This window comes from Sphingobium sp. WR1 (assembly GCF_059693745.1).
Genome location: NZ_JCATID010000003.1, coordinates 329,270 through 347,573 on the forward strand (window position 1 = coordinate 329,270; position 18,304 = coordinate 347,573).

14 protein-coding genes are annotated in these 18,304 nt (G+C 65.9%); 9 read left to right on the forward strand and 5 right to left on the reverse strand.

Features of this window, described 5'->3' with window-relative positions:
• The first annotated feature begins 59 nt into the window (after positions 1-59).
• The gene (locus AC58EF_RS06415; protein ID WP_497275369.1) at positions 60-1,391 is read left to right on the forward strand and encodes an amidohydrolase family protein; all 1,332 of its coding nucleotides are present in this window, start codon (positions 60-62) and stop codon (positions 1,389-1,391) included.
• An 18-nt stretch (positions 1,392-1,409) separates the two neighbouring features.
• Positions 1,410-2,603, forward strand: coding sequence for an MFS transporter (locus AC58EF_RS06420; RefSeq protein WP_497275371.1), 1,194 nt, complete (start codon positions 1,410-1,412; stop codon positions 2,601-2,603).
• Between the two features lie 137 nt (positions 2,604-2,740).
• On the opposite strand, the gene AC58EF_RS06425 is transcribed toward AC58EF_RS06420, so the two are convergent.
• From AC58EF_RS06425 to AC58EF_RS06440, 4 genes are all read right to left on the reverse strand, one after another.
• Positions 2,741-4,171, reverse strand: coding sequence for an efflux transporter outer membrane subunit (locus tag AC58EF_RS06425; protein WP_497275373.1), 1,431 nt, complete (start codon positions 4,169-4,171; stop codon positions 2,741-2,743).
• A complete protein-coding gene (locus tag AC58EF_RS06430; RefSeq protein ID WP_497275375.1) occupies positions 4,161-5,372 on the reverse strand; it encodes an efflux RND transporter periplasmic adaptor subunit in 1,212 nt (403 codons plus the stop codon). Before AC58EF_RS06430 ends, AC58EF_RS06425 begins: the two co-directional genes overlap by 11 nt.
• Complete coding sequence (locus AC58EF_RS06435) at positions 5,365-8,559, reverse strand: efflux RND transporter permease subunit (protein ID WP_497275377.1); 3,195 nt, start codon at positions 8,557-8,559, stop codon at positions 5,365-5,367. The genes AC58EF_RS06430 and AC58EF_RS06435 overlap by 8 nt, the downstream gene beginning before the upstream one ends.
• A gap of 139 nt (positions 8,560-8,698) precedes the next feature.
• On the reverse strand, positions 8,699-10,039 hold the full coding sequence (locus AC58EF_RS06440; protein ID WP_497275379.1) for a PQQ-dependent sugar dehydrogenase: 1,341 nt from the start codon (positions 10,037-10,039) through the stop codon (positions 8,699-8,701).
• 125 nt (positions 10,040-10,164) lie between these two features.
• Here AC58EF_RS06440 and AC58EF_RS06445 point away from each other — a divergent pair, with 125 nt between their 5' ends.
• The 7 genes from AC58EF_RS06445 (at position 10,165) to AC58EF_RS06475 (ending at position 17,852) form a co-directional block, all read left to right on the forward strand.
• Positions 10,165-10,338, forward strand: a complete 174-nt coding sequence (locus tag AC58EF_RS06445; protein WP_497275380.1) for a hypothetical protein — start codon at positions 10,165-10,167, stop codon at positions 10,336-10,338.
• A 490-nt stretch (positions 10,339-10,828) separates the two neighbouring features.
• The gene (locus AC58EF_RS06450; protein ID WP_497275382.1) at positions 10,829-11,857 is read left to right on the forward strand and encodes an aldo/keto reductase; all 1,029 of its coding nucleotides are present in this window, start codon (positions 10,829-10,831) and stop codon (positions 11,855-11,857) included.
• Between the two features lie 266 nt (positions 11,858-12,123).
• Positions 12,124-12,738, forward strand: a complete 615-nt coding sequence (gene paoA / locus AC58EF_RS06455) for an aldehyde dehydrogenase iron-sulfur subunit PaoA (RefSeq protein ID WP_497275439.1) — start codon at positions 12,124-12,126, stop codon at positions 12,736-12,738.
• A complete protein-coding gene (locus tag AC58EF_RS06460) occupies positions 12,735-13,676 on the forward strand; it encodes an FAD binding domain-containing protein (RefSeq protein WP_497275384.1) in 942 nt (313 codons plus the stop codon). Before paoA ends, AC58EF_RS06460 begins: the two co-directional genes overlap by 4 nt.
• Positions 13,673-15,874, forward strand: a complete 2,202-nt coding sequence (paoC, locus tag AC58EF_RS06465) for an aldehyde oxidoreductase molybdenum-binding subunit PaoC (RefSeq protein ID WP_497275386.1) — start codon at positions 13,673-13,675, stop codon at positions 15,872-15,874. Before AC58EF_RS06460 ends, paoC begins: the two co-directional genes overlap by 4 nt.
• The gene (locus AC58EF_RS06470; RefSeq protein ID WP_497275441.1) at positions 15,861-16,961 is read left to right on the forward strand and encodes an XdhC family protein; all 1,101 of its coding nucleotides are present in this window, start codon (positions 15,861-15,863) and stop codon (positions 16,959-16,961) included. The genes paoC and AC58EF_RS06470 overlap by 14 nt, the downstream gene beginning before the upstream one ends.
• A gap of 9 nt (positions 16,962-16,970) precedes the next feature.
• Positions 16,971-17,852 carry an NAD(P)-dependent oxidoreductase gene (locus tag AC58EF_RS06475; protein WP_497275388.1) on the forward strand — a complete coding sequence of 294 codons (882 nt, stop codon included), beginning with the start codon at positions 16,971-16,973 and terminating at the stop codon, positions 17,850-17,852.
• Between the two features lie 36 nt (positions 17,853-17,888).
• Here the strand turns inward: AC58EF_RS06475 and AC58EF_RS06480 are convergent, their stop codons facing one another.
• A complete protein-coding gene (locus AC58EF_RS06480; RefSeq protein WP_497275442.1) occupies positions 17,889-18,278 on the reverse strand; it encodes a LysR family substrate-binding domain-containing protein in 390 nt (129 codons plus the stop codon).
• Between the last annotated feature and the right edge of the window lie 26 nt (positions 18,279-18,304).

Sequence of the window (18,304 nt, forward strand, 5' to 3'; positions counted from 1 at the left end):
GCTATGCACGGAATCGGCGGACAGACGGTCCTCATCGAACGCGCCCGGAAAACGGGTCGATGAAGACACTCCTCCTTGCAACCCTGCTCCTGGCGGGAAGTCCGGCCGCAGCCGAAACCGTAGCGATCACCCATGCCCGGTTGATCGACGGCCGCGGAGGGGCACCGCTCGACGATGCGACAATCCTGATTGCCAGCGGCCGGATCATCGCTGTCGGCTCTGACATAGACATTCCGGCGGACGCGCGGCGCCTGGATCATCGCGGCAGGACCGTGATCCCGGGCCTGATCTCCAATCACAGCCATGTCGGGCAGGTCGGCGGTACGCAGACGGGAGCCGCCAACTATACTCGCCCCACCATCACCGCCGAACTCGCCCAATATCGCGACTATGGCATCACCACCGTCACCGCGCTGGGCAATAACGGCCCGCTCTTCGACACGTTGCGGGCCGAGGCGCATGCCGGCCGGATCGACGGCGCCGACTTGTTCGGGATCCCCCAAGGGATCGGCGTACCCCAGGGTGCGCCGCCACAGGCGATGCTGAACCTCGGCCTAGACCAGCTTTTTCGCCCGAATACGCCCGAGGAGGCGCGCGACGCCGTCGGCCGGATGGCGGCTAGGAACACCGATATGGTCAAGATCTGGCTCGACGATTTCGGCGGCAGCCTTCCGGTCAAGATGAAACCAGAAATCTACAAAGCTGTCATCGAGAAATCGCACCGTCGGGGCCTGCGGATCGCCACGCATGTCCACAACCTCGCCGACGCCGAGGCGATGGTCGATGCGGGTGCCGAGATCATCGCTCACGGCGTCCGCGACCAGCCCGTGCCCCCGGCCTTCGTCGCGAAGATGAAGGCGAAGGGCGTCTGGTATGTGGCGACGCTGCAGCTCGACGAAGCGAGCGTCGCCTGGGCCGATCGGGCGCCCTGGACGCTCACGCCGAACGCGCGGGCTGCATTGTCTCCCGCGCTCGCGAAGCAGATAGACGATCCCGCCTGGCGTGCGAAAGTGCTTGCTGATCCGCGCAGTGCGGCATCGCGCAGATCGCTGGCCATGAACCTCGTCAACCTGAAGACCCTTTACGACGCGGGCGTGAAGATAGGCTTCGGCACCGATAGCGGCGCGACGCCGCTGCGCATCGCCGGTATCGCGGAGCATCGCGAGCTCGCGCTGATGGTCGAGGCGAAGCTGACTCCCAGCCAAGCATTGACGATCGCCACCGCGCGCGCGGCCGAATTGCTTGGCCTGGAGGATCGTGGCACGATCGAGCCCGGCCGGCGGGCCGATCTCGTCATTCTCGCAGCCGATCCCGCGGCCGAGATCGGCGCCCTCGAAACAATCGTCGAAGTGTGGGTGGCGGGCCGCCCCGCGCCGCAATCGAGACACTGAAAGAGCATCCATCCAGCCATGACCACATCCTTTTCGCAGTCGGGCGCCATCCGCCCCGGCATCGTTCATTTTGCGCTCGCAATGGGCGGATTCGCTATCGGGACGACCGAATTCGCAACCATGAGCCTGCTGCCGTTCTTGGCCGAGGGACTTGGCATTGACGAGCCAGCAGCGGGCCATGTGATCAGCGCCTATGCCTTGGGCGTGGTGGTTGGCGCGCCGATAATAGCGGTGCTTTCGGCGCGGCTGGCCAGGCGTAGCCTGCTCCTGTTACTGATGAGCTTCTTCGCGATCGGCAACGGCCTCAGCGCCGTTGCGCCGAGCTACGAGTGGATGCTCCTGTTTCGCTTCCTGAGCGGTCTGCCGCATGGGGCCTATTTCGGCATTGCCATGCTCGTTGCCGCATCGCTGGTTCCGGTTGCTCAACGAACGCAAGCGGTAGCGCGGGTTTTGCTCGGCCTGACGGCCGCAACCATCATCGGGGTGCCGTTCGCCAACTGGCTGGGGCAGGCCCTCGGCTGGCGGTGGGGTTTCGCCGTCGTCGCGGCGCTGGCAATCGCTACTGCCGCCATGGTATGGCTTGTCGCACCGCGGGACCGCCCGGTCGCCGGTGCCAGTCCGTTGCGGGAGCTTGGCGCTCTCGGCAAGGAGCAGGTGTGGCTGACGCTGGGCATCGGCGCGATCGGGTTCGGCGGTATGTTCGCCGTCTACACCTATCTGGCTTCCACTCTGATGGAGGTCACCCATGTCGGGCCAAGGGCGGTGCCGATGGTCCTTGCGATCTTCGGCATCGGGATGACCGGTGGTAATCTCGTGGTGCCGCGCTTCGCCGATGGCGCGCTGATGCCGACGGCTGGAGCGCTCCTGCTGTGGAGCGTGGCGTCGATGATCCTCTACGCTTTCGCGGCAGGCAATATCTGGACGATCTCGCTGGCGGTGCTGACCATCGGTTTTGGCGGCGCCTTGGCTCCAGTGCTGCAGACCCGGCTGATGGACGTGGCAGGAGAGGCGCAAAGTCTCGCGGCCGCGCTGAACCATTCCGCCTTCAACGCGGCCAACGCATTGGGACCTTGGCTCGGCGGGCTTGCCATCGCGGGAGGCTATGGCTGGACTTCAACGGGCTGGGTTGGCTGCGGCCTTGCGCTCGGCGGATTTGCCATCTGGCTGATCTCGCTTGCCAGGATGCGGACGAGGCAGGTTGCGGCCGCCTAGGCCAACCAGCACGTTCCACGGTAAAGCGGGCAGCGCGCACCACTTTTATCGGAGGTTGGGCCGGCGATTAGCGGCTTCTTGAAGTGCCGGCTACGTTTCAGGACAATGATAGGCGGCTCAGTCGAGACGTGCTGCAGTCATCTTGGCATCGCTGAAGCCGCCATACTGCTCGCTGGTTGACTGCCGCCCAGCGCCTTCACGAGCGCGATGCTGGCGCGTATGCGCTGCGTCTCTATGGCAAGCAGAACGCTCTGGGCGTCGAGCGCGTCGGTTTGTGCGGTCACGACTTCCAGATAGTCCGATGCGCCATCGCGATAGCGGGTGAGAGCAAGGTCGCTGGTGCGCTCGGCGGCGGTCGCCGCGCTGCGCTGGCTGACGGTCTGGTCGGCCAAGTGGCGGTTGGCTGCGATCGCGTCTTCGACCTGCTGGAACGCCGTCAGGACGGTGTCACGATAATTGGCAGCCAGCTCTTCATATTGGGCGCGGGACATTCGGACCCGCGACTTGCGGCGGCTTCCGTCGAACAACGAAAGAATGGCTGATGCCGGCCCTAGTCCCCAGAAGATGTTCGGCGTTCGGAACAGATCGCCATGGGTGGTTTCCAAGCCGCCGCTCAGGCCCAGGGTCAAGCTCGGGAAGAAGGCCGCGCGGGCGACGCCGATGCGGGCGTTCGCGGCGAACATCCGCCGCTCGGCCGCCGCCACATCGGGCCGGCGCTGGAGCAGTTCCGAAGGGGCGCCCGCGGGCACTATGGGCGCCACGAGCGGCTGGGTGCGCGCCGGAATGGAGAAGTCGGACGCGACCGCGCCCACCAGCGCGGCAATCTCATGCTCGGTCGCCGCGCGCTGGTTGGAGATGGCCGAGATCTGCGCGCGGGCGTTGTCGAGTACGGTCCTGGCGCGGTTGACGTCGATGCCCGAAGCGATTCCGCCGTCGTGGCGTCGGCTCGTCAGGTCATAGGCCCTGCCGAAGGCGTCGACCGTCTGGCGCAGCAATTCCGCCTCGGCATCGAGACCGCGCAGCCGCGCATAGGCGTCGGCCACGGCGGTCTGGAGGCTGAGACGCGCCGAGGCGAGGTCGTCCGCGCTCGCGGCGGCATCGGCGCGCGACGCCTTCACGCTGTTGCGGATGCGGCCCCAGAGATCGAGCTCATAGTCGAGCGCGCCGCCGACAACGAAATCATCATAGGTGGGCGCAGTGCCGGTGCCGTTGAAGCGATTGCCCGACAGCCGCTGGCGGCTGGCCCCACCCACGGCGCTCACCTGGGGGACGAGGTCCGCGGAGTCGATGCGGGCGGCCGCACGGGCCTGATCGTAGCGGGCGAGGGCGGCGGCCAGCGTCGGGCTGGCCTGCTCGGCGCGCACTTCCAGGTCGTTCAGGACCGAATCGTCGAACGCTTCCCACCAGTTGCCGCGCGCGGCGCCGTCCATGGGCGTGGCGGCGGTCCAGCCCTCGACTTCCTTATAGGCCTGCGGCACGGCCGTCTCGGACGGCCGATAGGCGGGCGCCATCGAGCAGCCCGCGAGCAGGACCAGCGCGAGGGCGGCGGCGCTCCGGTCAACGCCCATTCGCATTGGCCTTTCCGGCTGCGGCGGCAGGGGTCGCCTGTACCTTGACGCGGTCGCCGGTGCGGATCGCGTCCGGCGGGGTGTCGATGACGCGCTCGCTTGGCGCAACGCCGGTGGAGATCAGCACGCGTACGCCCTCGTCGCGGGCGATGGTGACGGGTTTCACCGTGACGCGGCCGTCGCCGCCCACCACGGCGACGGTCGGGCCGTCATTGCCATAGAGGATGGCGCTGCCGGGCAGGGTCAGGCCGTTGCCCTGGCCCGCGCCGACCTGGAAGCGGACCTGGGAGAAGGCGCCGGGCTTCAGCGCGCCGTCGGGATTGTCCGCCTGGAGCTCGACGAGCACCGCGCCCGATTGCGCGTCGACGGCATTGGCGCTCCGCGTGGTGGTCGCGGCGAAGGTCCGTCCCGGATATTCCGGCATCGTCAGGGTCGCGGACATGCCGGACCGCACCGCCGCCGAATAGCCCTGAGGCACGCGGACGTAAATGCGCACGCGGTGGGCGTCGGACACGGTGAAGAGCGGCTGGGCGGCGGCATTGCCGGCGACGACAAGGGCGCCGACCTGGGCCGACCGGCTGGTGATCACGCCGTCAAAGGGCGCGGACAGGCGCGTGAAGCCCTGCATTGCGCGCAGCCGCTTCACATTGGCGAGCGCTGCATTGGAGAGCGCGGTCCGGGCGGCGAGGTCGCCTGCCTTTTCATCGGTTTCCTGCCGCGACACCGCGTCCTGCGCGAGCATCGCGCTCCAGCGCTTGGCAGTGGTGTCGGCCAGCCGCTGGTTGGCGCGCGCGGTCTGGTAATCGGCCTCTGCCTGGGCGAGCTGCTGGTCGATCTCCGGCGCGTCGAGAATCGCCAGCGGCTGGCCGGCGCGTACATGGTCGCCGATATCGGCCAGCCAGCGGCGGACATAGCCGTTGGTGCGCGCATAGATGGCGGCGCTGTTATAGGCCTGGACATTGCCCGGCAGCACCAGCGCATTGCCTTCGCCGCTCGCCGTGGGCGTGACGACCGCGACGTTGGGGATCGAAGCGTCGGCGGCGGTTTCGCGCAGCTCGTTGGTGGCGCCGATCCGCGACGCGGCGCCGAGGCCGACCACGCCCAGCGCGGCGATCGCGGCGCCGAGGCCGATTCGCTTGAGCGTGCGGCTGTTGGGGCCGGCTTCTGCCGGGTTCTCGATGGTGCTGTTGTGCTCAGACATGGCTCGGCTGCATTTCCAGGGCAGTCGCCTTCGTGCCGCGCTTGCGGTGGACGAACGCGAAGATGGTGGGGACGAAGAACAATGTGGCGATGGTGGCGCAGACCAGGCCGCCAATGACGGCCCGGCCCAGCGGGGCGTTCTGCTCGCCGCCTTCCCCCAGGCCCAGCGCCATCGGCGCCATGCCGATGATCATCGCGAGCGCGGTCATCAGCACCGGGCGGAAGCGGACCATGCCGGCCTCCAGCGCCGCCTTCGTCGCGTCGCCCAGCAGCGCGAGCTGCTCGCGGGCGAAGCTGACGACAAGGATCGAGTTGGCGGTGGCGACGCCCATGCACATGATCGCGCCGGTCAGCGCCGGGACCGACAGCGTCGTGCCGGTCATGAACAACATCCAGACGATGCCGGCCAGCGCGGCGGGCAGGGCGGTGATGATGACGAACGGATCGACCCAGCTCTGGAAGTTGACGACGATCAGCAGGTAGATCAGCACGATCGCGCCGGCGAGGCCGAAGCCGAGGCCCGAAAAGGCGGTGTTCATTGTGGCATATTGGCCGCGGATGGTGACGGTCGCGCCCTGGGGCTGCTCCTTCTCCAGCGACTGGATGGCCTTCTCGATATCGCCCGCGACCGCGCCCAGGTCGCGGCCTTGGGTGGTCGCGAAGACGTCCAGTACCGGCGCGATATTATAGTGCGAGACCACCGGCACCGTGTTCGAGCGCCGGATGGTGGCAAGTCCGCCCAGCGGCTGGGTCGACGCGGCGTTCGCGCCAGAGACCGGGACGTTGGCGAGGTTGCCCATCGAACCGACCAGATATTCCGGCGTCTGCGCGACAACCGGATAGGAAACGCCGTTCTCTGGATTGACGAAGAAGACCGGTGCGGTCTGGGACGTGCCCGCCAGCGAGCTGGCGAGGCTGGTCGTCACGTCGCGTTCGGTCAGTCCATATTGGCCGGCGCGCGAACGATCGGCATCGACATCCAGCTGGGGCGCGCGGCCGGGCTGCTGGATGCGCGCGTCGGCAAGACCCGGAATGGCGGCGATCTTCGCCAGCAGCTTCTCGGCATAGGCGCGGTTCGCCGCGGCGTCCCGGCCGGCGACCTGGACGTCGATCGGCGCGGGCGCGCCGAAATTCAGGATCTGGCTGGTGATGTCGGCGGGGAGGAAGGAAAAAGTTGATCCGGGGAAGCGCCGGGGCAGCTCACGGCGGAGCTCCGCCACGATGTCCTCGGTCGAGCGATGGCCCTCGTTCAGCGAGATCAGCATGTCGCCGTCCTGCGGGCCGATCGTCCCGCTGTTGTTGTAGACGGTGTTGATGGAGCTGACCGGCAGGCCGATATTGTCGGTGATCAAGCCCAGCTCTGCGGCGGGAATGATCGCGCGGACTTCGCTACCGATACGGTCGAAGCGTGCGGCCGTGTCCTCGATGCGGGAGCCCACCGGTACGCGGACGTGCATCGCGATCTGGCCGGAATCGACCGAAGGGAAGAAGTTGCTGCCAAGCATCGGCAGCAGGCCGAAGGACAGGAGGACGACGGCAAGGAAGCCGAGCAGGAACGGCTTGCGCGCGTCGAGCGCCCGATGGAGCAAGCCGACATAGCCGGTCCGCACCCGCTCGAACCGGTGCTCGAAGCCGCGCTGGAAGCGGACCAGCGGATTGCGCGATCCCGGCTCGCCGGCCAGATGTTCGTCCTCGTCGCCGACGTGGTGGGGCTTGAGCAGATACATGGCCATGGTCGGCACCAGCGTGCGCGACAGGATGAAGGACGCGATCATCGCGAACACGACCGACAGCGCCATCGGCACGAACAGGAAGCCGGCGACGCCGGGCAGGAAGAGCATCGGCACGAACACGATGCAGATGCACAGCAGCGAGACGAAGGCCGGCGTCACGATCTGCGCGGCGCCGTCTAGGATCGCCTCGGTGACGCCCTTGCGCTGTTCCAGGTGCCAGTTGACGTTCTCGATCGTCACGGTCGCGTCATCGACCAGGATGCCGACGGCAAGCGCCAGCCCGCCCAGGGTCATGACGTTGAGCGTCTGGCCGAACGCCGCCAGCGCTGCGATCGCGGCGAGGATGGCGAGCGGGATGGACAGCGCAATGATGACGGTCGAACGCCAGGAGCCCAGGAAGAGCAGGATCATCAGCGAGGTGAGCGCGGCGGCGATCGCGCCTTCGTGGATGACTCCCGCGACTGCCGCCTTCACGAACACCGACTGGTCGCCGATCGGGAGGATCTTGAGGCTGTCGGGCAGCGCCGCGGCGATGCCGGGCAATGCCTGTTTGACCCCGTCGACGATGGCGAGGGTGGATGTCGCTCCGTTCTTGAGCACCGTCAGCAGCGCCGATCGGCTGCCATCGACATGGACGACATTCTGCTGCGGCCCGCTGCCGTCGCGGACATAGGCGACGTCGCGCATGTAGATGGTGGCGCCGTTGACGACCTTGACCGGCAGGTTGTTGAGCGCCTCGATCGAGCTGGGCGCGTTGTTCAGGCGCACGCTGTATTGAGTCGCGCCGACTTTCACGAAGCCCGCCGGATTGATCTGGTTCTGCGCGGCGATGGCATTGCCCACATCCTGGGCCGACAGTCCCTTGGACTGCAGCGCCAGCGGATCGAGGTCGATCTGCACCTGCCGCTGCTTGCCGCCCGAGGGAAAGGGCATGGCCAGGCCGGGAATGGTCACCAGCTGCGGGCGGACCTGGTTCTGGCCAAGGTCGAACAGCTGCTGTTCCGACAGGCCCTTGCCGGACAAAGCGAGCTGTAGGATCGGGACGGTCGACGCGTTGTAGTTTAGGATCAGCGGCGGCGTGATGCCGGGCGGCATCTGGCGCAGTACGGACTGGGATATCGATGTGACCTGCGCCGTCGCGGTGCGGATGTCGGCGTCCGGCTGGAAGTAGATCTTGACGATGCCGATGCCCTGCAGCGACTGGCTCTCGATATGCTCGATATCGTTGACCGTGGTCGTCAGGCTGCGCTCATAGGGGCCTATGATTCGGTTGGCCATGTCCTCGGGCGGCAGGCCCGAATACTGCCAGGCCACCGCGATGACGGGGATGCGGATATTGGGGAACATGTCGACCGGAGTGCGCAGCGCGGCCAACATCCCGGCGATCGCGATCAATATCGCCATCACGATGAAGGTGAGGGGGCGATGCAGCGCAACCTTGACGATACCGATCATCCACGACTCCCGAAATCGGCGCCGACGGGCGGACGCCGGAACACATCAATTTCGCCTCTCCTGACGAGAGGCCGTCCTTCCAGGGCAGCCGCCGAAGCGGTCCGGCGGGCGCGCAGCCAGCGTATCCTCATGGCGTCGCTCAGACCGATCGGCCCGTCACGCGCCAGATGACGTTGCCGACGTCGTCCGCGACGAGCAGGTTGCCGGTGCGGTCGAAGATGACCCCCACCGGCCGGCCCTGCGCCTCTTCGCGGACGTTCAGGAAGCCGGTCAGGACGTCGATCGGTTTGCCCGCGGGTTTGCCGGCGACGAAAGGTATGTAGACGACCTTGTATCCGCTCTTGGGCCTGCGGTTCCAGGAGCCGTGCTGACCCACGAACATGCCATTGCGCCACGAAGGCGGCAGCTTGCTCTGGTCCCCAAAGGTCAGGCCGAGCGACGCGGTGTGCGGCCCAAGCGCATAATCAGGCGCGATGGCCTTGGCCACGAGATCGGGACGAGCCGGCTTGGGGCGCACGTCCACATGCTGCCCGTAATAGCTGTAAGGCCAGCCGTAGAAGGCGCCGTCGCTGACGGACGTCGCATAGTCGGGAACCAGATCGCTGCCGATCTCATCGCGTTCGTTGACGACGGTCCAGAGCTTGCCCGTGTCAGGCTCCCAGCCCATGCCGTTGGGATTGCGCAGCCCGCTGGCGAAGATGCGCATCCGGCCTGTCGCGCGGTCGAGCTCCCAGATCGCGGCGCGGCCCTGCTCGATATCCATGCCGTTCTCGCCGACATTGCTGTTCGATCCGACGGTGATGTAGAGCTTGGCGCCGTCGCGGCTGGCGATGACGTTCTTGGTCCAGTGGTGATTGATGCCGGCGGGCAGGTCGGCCACCTTGACGCCTGCCGTCGCAATCGACGTCTCGCCCGCCGTGTACGGGAAGCGCAGGAGCGCGTCGGCATTGGCAACATACAGATCGTTGCCGACCAGCGTCATGCCAAAGGGCGAATGCAGGTTCGAGAGGAACACAGTCCTCAAGTCCGCGACGCCGTCTCCATTGCTGTCGCGCAGCAGAGTGATGCGATCGGGACTTGGAGTCCCGGCGCCGGCCCTGGACTTCACCTTGTCTGCAACCCAGTCCTTGATATCGACGGACTTGTCGCCCGAGTTTGGCTTGTTGCTTTCCGCGACCAGTATGTCGCCGTTCGGCAGCCTGTAGAGCCAGCGCGGGTGATCGAGCTTTGTCGCGAAAGCCGCCACCGCCAGGCCAGGCGCGGCGACGGGCTTGCCGCCGTCGGGCCATCCGACCGCAGGTGCGATATTGACGGTCGGCATGAATGTGGCGTGGGGCGCAGGCAGGCTTGGCGACGGGCCGAAGCCGGCCGCAAGTGGCAATGACGCCTCCTCTGGGTGAGTCACCATCCTGTAGCCCACACCGGAAGCAATCACGACGGCGGCGCCCGCGAATAGCGACCACTTCAGCATTTTCTTCATATCATCGGTCCCGGGTTGCGAAGACTATCTGTGGCTGGCTAGTCGCCGTGGAGGGGCCCGACAAACGATCAGAAGTACACGGGGCGTTGAATCCTGATCCACTCGGGGGAGCCTGGAGGGGCGTCTTGGCGTGGCGGAAAGCCATTCCTGCGCTCGTCCGCGAGCGCAGCCGAACAATGGCCCATTTGATGGTGCAGCACAGCCTCATGTTCCTGAACCGGGTGCGGCTGATGTTCCAGCGCCAGCACCCGGCACCCACCACCCACCACCCGGCACTCGAACGCGATCCGCGCGCATAATAGGAGTTCGACGTTGTGGCGCTGGTCGACCGCATAGGCCTGGACCACTTCTGGCTATCGTTGCCGATCAGGATGACCGACGCATCCCTGCCGACGCAGGCACCTGCTTGCAGATCAACCTCCACCACAGGATAAAGTCTATTGCGGTTTAACCCTCGAGCAGCGGTTTCATACCTGGCTATCGTTGAACCTGATTCAACGGCCCGTGCAATAATCAGCGCGCTGCAATCTGACAGGTCGACCCCTACTATTAGGTCAGAACCAACTTGGTGGGACCGGCCTCGAACAGGCTCTCGTCGACCGAGGGCCAACGCGTGCAGCACCATCCAATGACCAAGGATACACTTCTGGAGGGCCGGGTCGCATCGTCCTCCAAGCGCCGGATGGCACAGCGTGCCTCCGGCGGCGGCTTCCCCGGGGGACTCTAGTGCCCACCTCCCCTCCTCCGGGGAAGCCCACACCTTCAACTCGCCATAGGAGACACGTTCAAGTGAGCATCAGCACTTCCATCGCAGCCCTGCCGCTCCGCCAACTCGGCACGACGGACATGGCGATCACGCGCGTCGGTTTCGGCGCCTGGGCGATTGGCGGGCCGGAATGGGCGGTCGGCTGGGGGAGCCAGGACGACAAGGATTCGATTGCTGCCGTCCGCCATGCGGTCGATCGCGGGATCAACTGGATCGACACCGCCGCAATCTATGGCCTCGGCCATTCGGAAGAGGTGGTGCGACGCGCGCTGGCCGAGATCCCGGCCGACGTACGGCCCTATGTCTTCACCAAATGCGGCCTCGTCTGGGACGAGAACGAGCGCAAGGCGGCCCCCCGGCAGGTGGGCGCGCCCGACAGCATTCGGCTCGAGGTCGACGCATCGCTCACGCGGCTGGGCATCGAGCGGATCGATCTCTACCAAATGCACTGGCCGGCCGAGGACGGTACGCCGCTCGAGGAATATTGGGAGACGCTGCTCGACCTGAAGCGCGAGGGCAAGATCCGGGCGGCGGGGCTCTCCAACCACACCGCGGCACAGCTCGAGGCGGCCGAGCGCCTGGGTCATGTCGATACGCTACAGCCCCCCTTTTCGGCGATTCGCCGCAGCGCCGCAACGGCCGAGCTGCCTTGGTGCCACGCGCATGAGACGGGCGTCATCGTCTACAGCCCGATGCAGGCCGGGCTGCTCACCGGCCGCTTCAGCGTAGAGAGAGCGCGCGCGCTGCCGGCCAATGACTGGCGCTCGCGCAATCCCGAATTCAGTGGCGAGAGGCTCGAGCGCAACCTGGCGCTGGCGCAGGCGATGGAGCCTGTGGCGGAACGTCATGGAACCACCGTGGCTGCCGTGGCGCTGGCCTGGACGCTGGCCTGGCCCGGCGTCACCGGCGCGATCGTCGGCGCTCGCAGCTCCGAACAGGTCGACGGGTGGATCGACGCGGCGACACTGCAGTTGACGAACGAGGACATGTCCGAAATCGCCCTTGCGATCCTTAAAACCCGGGCGGGCGAGGGTCCGCCACTTCCCTTCTGAAGAAAAGGACAGAGGCAGCCGGTATGACCCGGCCGGTTGTCGCCCCACCCCCGCAGATGGAGCATTGGCGCGGCGTGCCCGGTTAAGCGTCAGGGCAGATAACTGCGATCTGCATATTCAATTTGCGGCAGAGGCGGCAGGGGCCCAGCCGGACCGGCGCATCCGATCCGGATCGAGACCCTTCAATACTCGACCGCATTTTCGCGGCCGTCATCAAAAAGGAGTATGGCGTGGACGAGCAAAAAAACAGCGGCCCGACAGGCGCGATGACGCGGCGTGATTTGCTTGTCACTGGGGCGGCGACGGCCGCCATAGCCGGCGCACCTGCATCCGCGCAGCCTGAAACAGGGTCGCCTCCCAAAGCACAGCCCCACGCCCCGCTGACGCTTCGGGTGAACGGCAGGGAGTACAAGCTCAGCCTTGACCCGCGCGTCACGCTGCTCGACGCCCTGCGCGAGCATCTGCATCTGACCGGCAGCAAGAAGGGGTGCGATCAAGGCCAGTGCGGGGCCTGCACGGTGATCGTCGAGGGGCGCCGAATCAATTCCTGCCTGTCGCTCGCGGTCATGCATGATGGCGACTCCGTGACGACCATCGAAGGGCTCGGGTCGCCCGATAAACTTCATCCGATGCAGGCGGCATTCGTTGGTCATGACGGGTTTCAGTGCGGCTACTGCACCCCGGGCCAGATCTGCTCGTCAGTCGCGGTTCTCGACGAGATCGCGGCAGGGATTCCGAGCCACGTCACCGAGGATTTGATGCAGGTCGCCTTCTCCGACGCGGAGGTCCGCGAGCGGATGAGCGGCAATATCTGCCGATGTGCCGCCTATCCAAACATCATAGCCGCCATCCGCGAAGTGCACGGAGCGAACAAGTTATGAGGCCATTCACCTATGAGCGTGCCAAGACGCCGGCTGAGGCCGCCGCCGCTGTCGCCCGCGCGCCCCACGCGAAATTTATCGCAGGAGGCACCAACCTTCTCGACCTGATGAAGCTCGAGATCGAGACGCCTGCGCACCTGGTCGACGTCAACCATCTCGGGCTCGACACAATCGAACCAACCCGTGACGGAGGGCTAAGGATCGGCGCACTGGTCCGCAACACCGACCTCGCCGCCGATCAGCGGGTGCGACGACATTATGGCGTGCTGTCACGCGCGCTTCTTGCCGGCGCTTCGGGTCAGTTGCGCAACAAGGCGACGACCGCGGGCAATTTGCTGCAGCGTACGCGCTGTCCCTATTTCTACGATACGACCAAGCCCTGCAACAAGCGCAAGCCGGGCTCGGGTTGCGCGGCAATCGGCGGCTTCAACCGCAATCTTGCGGTACTCGGAGCGAGCGATGCATGCATCGCGACACATCCTTCCGACATGGCGGTCGCGATGCGCGTATTGGACGCGGAGGTTGAGGCAGTGGACGCCACCGGCGCGACGCGGTCGATCCCGATCGGCGAACTGCACCGGCTGCCCGGCGCCACGCCGCATGTCGAAACCAGTCTGAAGCCCGGCGAATTCATCACCGGTGTGACGCTGCCTCGACCGCTCGGGGGAAAACATCTCTATCGCAAGGTTCGTGACCGCAGCTCCTACGCCTTCGCAGCCGTTTCGGTCGCAGCGGTCATCGGCGGCGGCGTGCAACGTCTCGCCTTTGGCGGATTGGCACCCAAGCCTTGGCGCGTCGAGGCGGCAGAGAGTTTGCGCGATGCGGATGCGATCGCGGACGCGGTTCTGGGAGGCGCGCGGACCACCTCACAGAATGCATTCAAGCTCAAGCTGACGCGCCGGACGCTGGCCTGGACACTCGAGGAGGCACGGGCATGACCGATCTTCAGTTCAATGCGCCGGCCGGCGCCAATCCGATCGATCGCGGGAATGTGGTTGGCAAGGCGATCGACCGGATCGACGGGCCGCGAAAGGTTTCGGGACGCGCGCCCTATGCCTATGAGTTTCATGCCGAAGTGCCGAACGCCGCCTATGGTTTCATTCTGGGCGCCGGCATCGCCAAGGGCCGAGTCGAGACACTGGATACGCGTGATGCCGAAGCCGCCCCCGGCGTGCTCCACGTGCTGACCTATCGCAACGCGCCCAGGCAGGGTCCACTCAAGGGTGAGTTCCAGCCCCAGCTCGTCGGGCCCGATATCCGGTTTTATCATCAGGCGATCGCACTCGTGATTGCCGAAACCTTCGAGCAGGCGCGTCACGCGTCCGGCTTGATCCGCGTGAGCTATACGTCAGTGCGCGCCCGCTTCGACCTTGAATCGGAGAAATCGAACGCCGCGAAGCCGGCCAAGGGCAAGCCCGATACGGCTGCGGGTGATTTCGAGGGCGGCTTCGCTGGCGCGCCGGTCAAGCTCGACACAACCTACACTACGCCCGATCAGAGCCATTCGATGATGGAGCCGCACGCCACCATTGCGCATTGGCAGGGCGAGCGCGTGACGATCTGGACGTCGAACCAGATGATCCACTGGGCGGTGCGCGACCTAGCAGGGACACTGCTGCTCCCCGAGGAGAATATCCGGGTCATCTCGCCTTTCGTTGGCGGCGGCTTCGGCGCGAAGCTCTGGATCCAGTCCGATGCCGTTCTTGCCGCGCTTGGTGCGCGGGTCGTCGGACGGCCGGTCAAGGTGGCGCTCGCGCGCGCCCAGATCATGAACAACACGGCGCACCGGCCGGCGACGATCCAGCGTCTGCGCATCGGCGCCGACGCGAAGGGCAAGATCCTCGCGATCGGGCATGAGGTCTGGTCGGGCAATCAGCCCGGCGGCGACTATGAGAACGCGGCCGACCAGACGCGGCTGCTCTATGCCGGTACAGACCGGATGACCGCGCATCGACTCGCCCTGCTCGACTTGCCCAGGGGCCATGCGATGCGCGCGCCGGGCGAAGCGGTCGGCCTGCTCGCGCTCGAATGTGCGATGGACGAGCTTGCCGAGAAGCTGGAAATGGACCCCGTCGAGCTGCGCATCCTGAACGACGTGCAGTTCGATCCCGAGGCGGGACCGGATCGCCCATTTTCGAGCCGCAAGCTCGTCGAATGCCTGCGCACCGGCGCCGAGCGGTTCGGCTGGTCGAAGCGCAAGCCGAAGCCGAGCCAAGTGCGCGACGGGCGTTGGCTGGTGGGCATGGGCGTCGCCTCGGCCTTCCGCGGCAATCCCGTGCAAAATTCCTGGGCGCGCGTGGGCTTGAGGCCGGACGGCGGGCTGATCGTCGAGACGCAGATGACCGACATCGGCACCGGCACCTACACCATCCTCGCACAGACCGCCGCGGAGATGATGGGTGTGCCCGTGGAGATGGTGGACGTACGGCTGGGCGACAGCGACTTTCCCCAATCAGCGGGATCCGGTGGCTCATGGGGCGCCAACAGCTCGAGCGCAGGCGTTTACGCGGCGTGCGAGGAACTGCGGCGGCAGATCGCTGCAAAGGCGGGCGTCAACAGCGATCAGGCCGTATTTGAGAATGGCCGTGTCGGCATGGGCGGTCGCATGGTGCCGTTGAGCGAAATGGCGGGATCTTCGGGAATCACCGCCGTGGGCGGCATCGTGTTCGGGGATCTTGACCAGAAATTCGCGCAGGCAAGCTTTGGCGCGCATTTCTGTGAGGCAGGAGTCGATGCCTATACCGGCGAGGTCCGGGTGCGCCGGATGCTGAGCGTTGCGGCGGCGGGCCGGATCCTCAACCCCAAAATGGCGCGCAACCAATGCCTGGGCGGCATGACCATGGGGATTGGCGCGGCGCTGATGGAGGAAGCCGTCGTCGATCCGCGGTTCGGATATTTCGTCAACCACGATCTCGCCGAATATCAAGTGCCGGTGCATGCCGATATTCCCGACCTCGATGTGATCTTCCTGGACGAGCTGGACGACAAGTCCTCACCGATGAAGGCAAAAGGCGTGGGAGAACTAGGTATTTGCGGCGTCGGCGCGGCTGTGGCGAACGCGGTCTACAATGCCACAGGCGTCCGCATTCGAGACTATCCGCTGACTCTCGACAAGATTCTTGGTGGACTGGCCTAGTGGCCTTGGAGAAGGGCTCACGCCTATGACTTCAGTGAATTCCTGGATCGTGGAGGTCGTCGGCCGATTGTCTCCAGACGCGGATTTGCGCACGCCAGCCCGCCCGCAGCCATTTGCTGCTCTCGATGTCTTCCGCTTTCTCCTGAGCGAGCAGCGGCGCGGACACCGTACTGCGTTGGTAACGCTGACCGGCATCTTCGGCTCTTCGTCGCGCGCGCTTGGTGCGCATATGGGCGTGTCGGAATCGGGAGAGTATCGGGGCTATATGTCGGGCGGTTGCATCGAGGCGGCAATCGTCGCCGAAGCGCGGCTCGCGATTTCTGCAGGCGAGATGCGCGCGGTCCGCTTCGGCCAGGGTTCACCCTTCATCGACATCAGATTGCCCTGTGGGGGCGGCATCGACCTGCATATCCATCCGGATCCCGTCGAAGATTTCCTGCGTGAGACCATAAGCTGTCTGGAAGGCCGCCGTCCGGTTGTCATCCAATTGACGGAAGGCGATGACCCGCCACAATGCGGCTCTAGCGACATCGACCCATCCACGGGCTGGCGCGAGCGGACCTTCTTTGTCCGCCGTGCTCCCGCTCTGGGCGGGCGCGAGCGGACCTTCTTTGTCCGTCATGCTCCCGCTCTGCGCATCGTTCTCATGGGGCGAGGCGCGGAGACTTCGGCGCTCGTCCAGCTCGCTGCTGCCTATGGTGCTGAGCTCGCTGTTTACTCCCCCGATCACGACGTGCTGGCATCCGCCAAGGTGCATGGCGCGAAGGTGGGACACTTGCTCACGCCGTCGACGCCCGTCGAGTTCCCAGCCGATCGATGGACCGCGATCGTCCTCCTTTTCCACGACCATGACTGGGAGCCGCAACTGATCGACGCCGCGCTGGCCGGACCCGCCTTTTATGTGGGCGCGATGGGGAGTCGCGCGACGCACGCGCAAAGGCTCGAGGCGGCGCGGGGGCGGGGCGTGGCACCCTCCACTCTGGCCCGCTTGAGGGGACCGATCGGTCTCATTCCCGCGACACGCGACCCGGCGACGTTGGCGCTTTCTACGCTGGCGGAAATTGTCGCAGAATTTCGGGACGCATAAGGAGCATATATGCGCATAGGGTTTCTGGGTCTGGGCCGAATGGGCGCGGCGATCGTGGGCAATCTTCTGGAAGCCGGCCACGACGTCGCAGTCTGGAACCGGTCGAACGACAAGATGACGGATTTCGGTGCACGTGGCGCGCTCCTGGCTTCGAGCCCACGCGAGGCGGCCCAAGACCGCGAGATCGTGTTGACCATGCTTGTCGATGATGACGCCCTTGGGGCGGTGCTGGCGGGCGGTGACGGCCTCATCGCCGGCCTTGATGCTGGCGCGTTGCACATATCGTTGAGCACGATTGCGGTTGCAACCGCGGACAATGTTGCCGCTTTGCATGCGCAGCACAGCCAGTGCTATCTTTCGGCGCCCGTTTTCGGACGGCCGGACGCTGCCGCAGCGGCCACACTCGCGATCGTAGTCGGAGGCGCGAGCGACGATGTCGAGCGTGCGCGGCCCCTGTTCGACGCGATTGGTCGGCGGCTCTTCCATGTCGGCAGCACACCATCATCCGCAAATCTCGTGAAGCTCTGCGGCAACTTCATGATCCTGTCCGCGATCGAGGCGATGGCAGAGGCAATGGCGCTTTCTGAAAAGGGCGGTGTTTCCAGGGCACAGCTTCTCGAAGTCCTTACCGGAACGCTCTTCGACTCGCCTGTCTATCGCAACTATGGCGCCATCCTTGTCGAACAGCGGTTCGAGCCGCCGGGGTTCGCCGCACCGCTCGGCCTCAAGGACATGCGGTTGACGGGTGAGGCCGCAGCGTCTGCGCGGGTCCCGATGCCCTTGCTCAGCCTCTTGCGCGATCACCTCCTGGAAACGATAGCCAAGGACGGCGAGGTGGTCGACTGGTCGGCGATCGCCCGAACTGTCGCGAGGAACGCCGGCCTTGGCTAGCGGCCGCTCACGCGAGACGTGCGGCATCTGTTGCGATCAGGCGTCTTCAGCGTATGTCGCCAACCCGATCCGTAATACGGTCAGCAGTTCGTCACGAAGGGGATCGCGCGATCCCCGCAGCCAGGCCGCAGCGAGCGGGAGGCGGCGCGCGGGCGGCCCCGCGCCCACATTGAGCGGACGATAGACGACGCCGCCCACCTTCATCCGGGACGTCCAGCGCGGGACGATCGCGCTGCCGAGGCCGGCGGCGACGAGGCTGATGATCGTCTGTTTCTCGTCCGCCTGTTGTGCGATCCGCGCGCGCAGTCCCGCCTCGGCGAACAATTTCATCGTCACGTCATAGCTGTGCGGGCGCGAACGGCGCGCGGGGATGATCAGCGGCTCATCGGTGAGATCCTCAACCGTAAGCCATTCGCGACGTGCCAGCGCGTGGGTGCTGTCAGTCTAATGCG

Coding starts and splice junctions, on each gene's coding strand:
- AC58EF_RS06415 (WP_497275369.1), top strand. CDS start 60: ATGAAGACACTCCTCCTTGCAACCCTGCTCCTGGCGGGAAGTCCGGCC.
- AC58EF_RS06420 (WP_497275371.1), top strand. CDS start 1,410: ATGACCACATCCTTTTCGCAGTCGGGCGCCATCCGCCCCGGCATCGTT.
- AC58EF_RS06425 (WP_497275373.1), bottom strand. CDS start 4,171: ATGGGCGTTGACCGGAGCGCCGCCGCCCTCGCGCTGGTCCTGCTCGCG.
- AC58EF_RS06430 (WP_497275375.1), bottom strand. CDS start 5,372: ATGTCTGAGCACAACAGCACCATCGAGAACCCGGCAGAAGCCGGCCCC.
- AC58EF_RS06435 (WP_497275377.1), bottom strand. CDS start 8,559: ATGATCGGTATCGTCAAGGTTGCGCTGCATCGCCCCCTCACCTTCATC.
- AC58EF_RS06440 (WP_497275379.1), bottom strand. CDS start 10,039: ATGAAGAAAATGCTGAAGTGGTCGCTATTCGCGGGCGCCGCCGTCGTG.
- paoA (WP_497275439.1), top strand. CDS start 12,124: ATGACGCGGCGTGATTTGCTTGTCACTGGGGCGGCGACGGCCGCCATA.
- AC58EF_RS06460 (WP_497275384.1), top strand. CDS start 12,735: ATGAGGCCATTCACCTATGAGCGTGCCAAGACGCCGGCTGAGGCCGCC.
- paoC (WP_497275386.1), top strand. CDS start 13,673: ATGACCGATCTTCAGTTCAATGCGCCGGCCGGCGCCAATCCGATCGAT.
- AC58EF_RS06475 (WP_497275388.1), top strand. CDS start 16,971: ATGCGCATAGGGTTTCTGGGTCTGGGCCGAATGGGCGCGGCGATCGTG.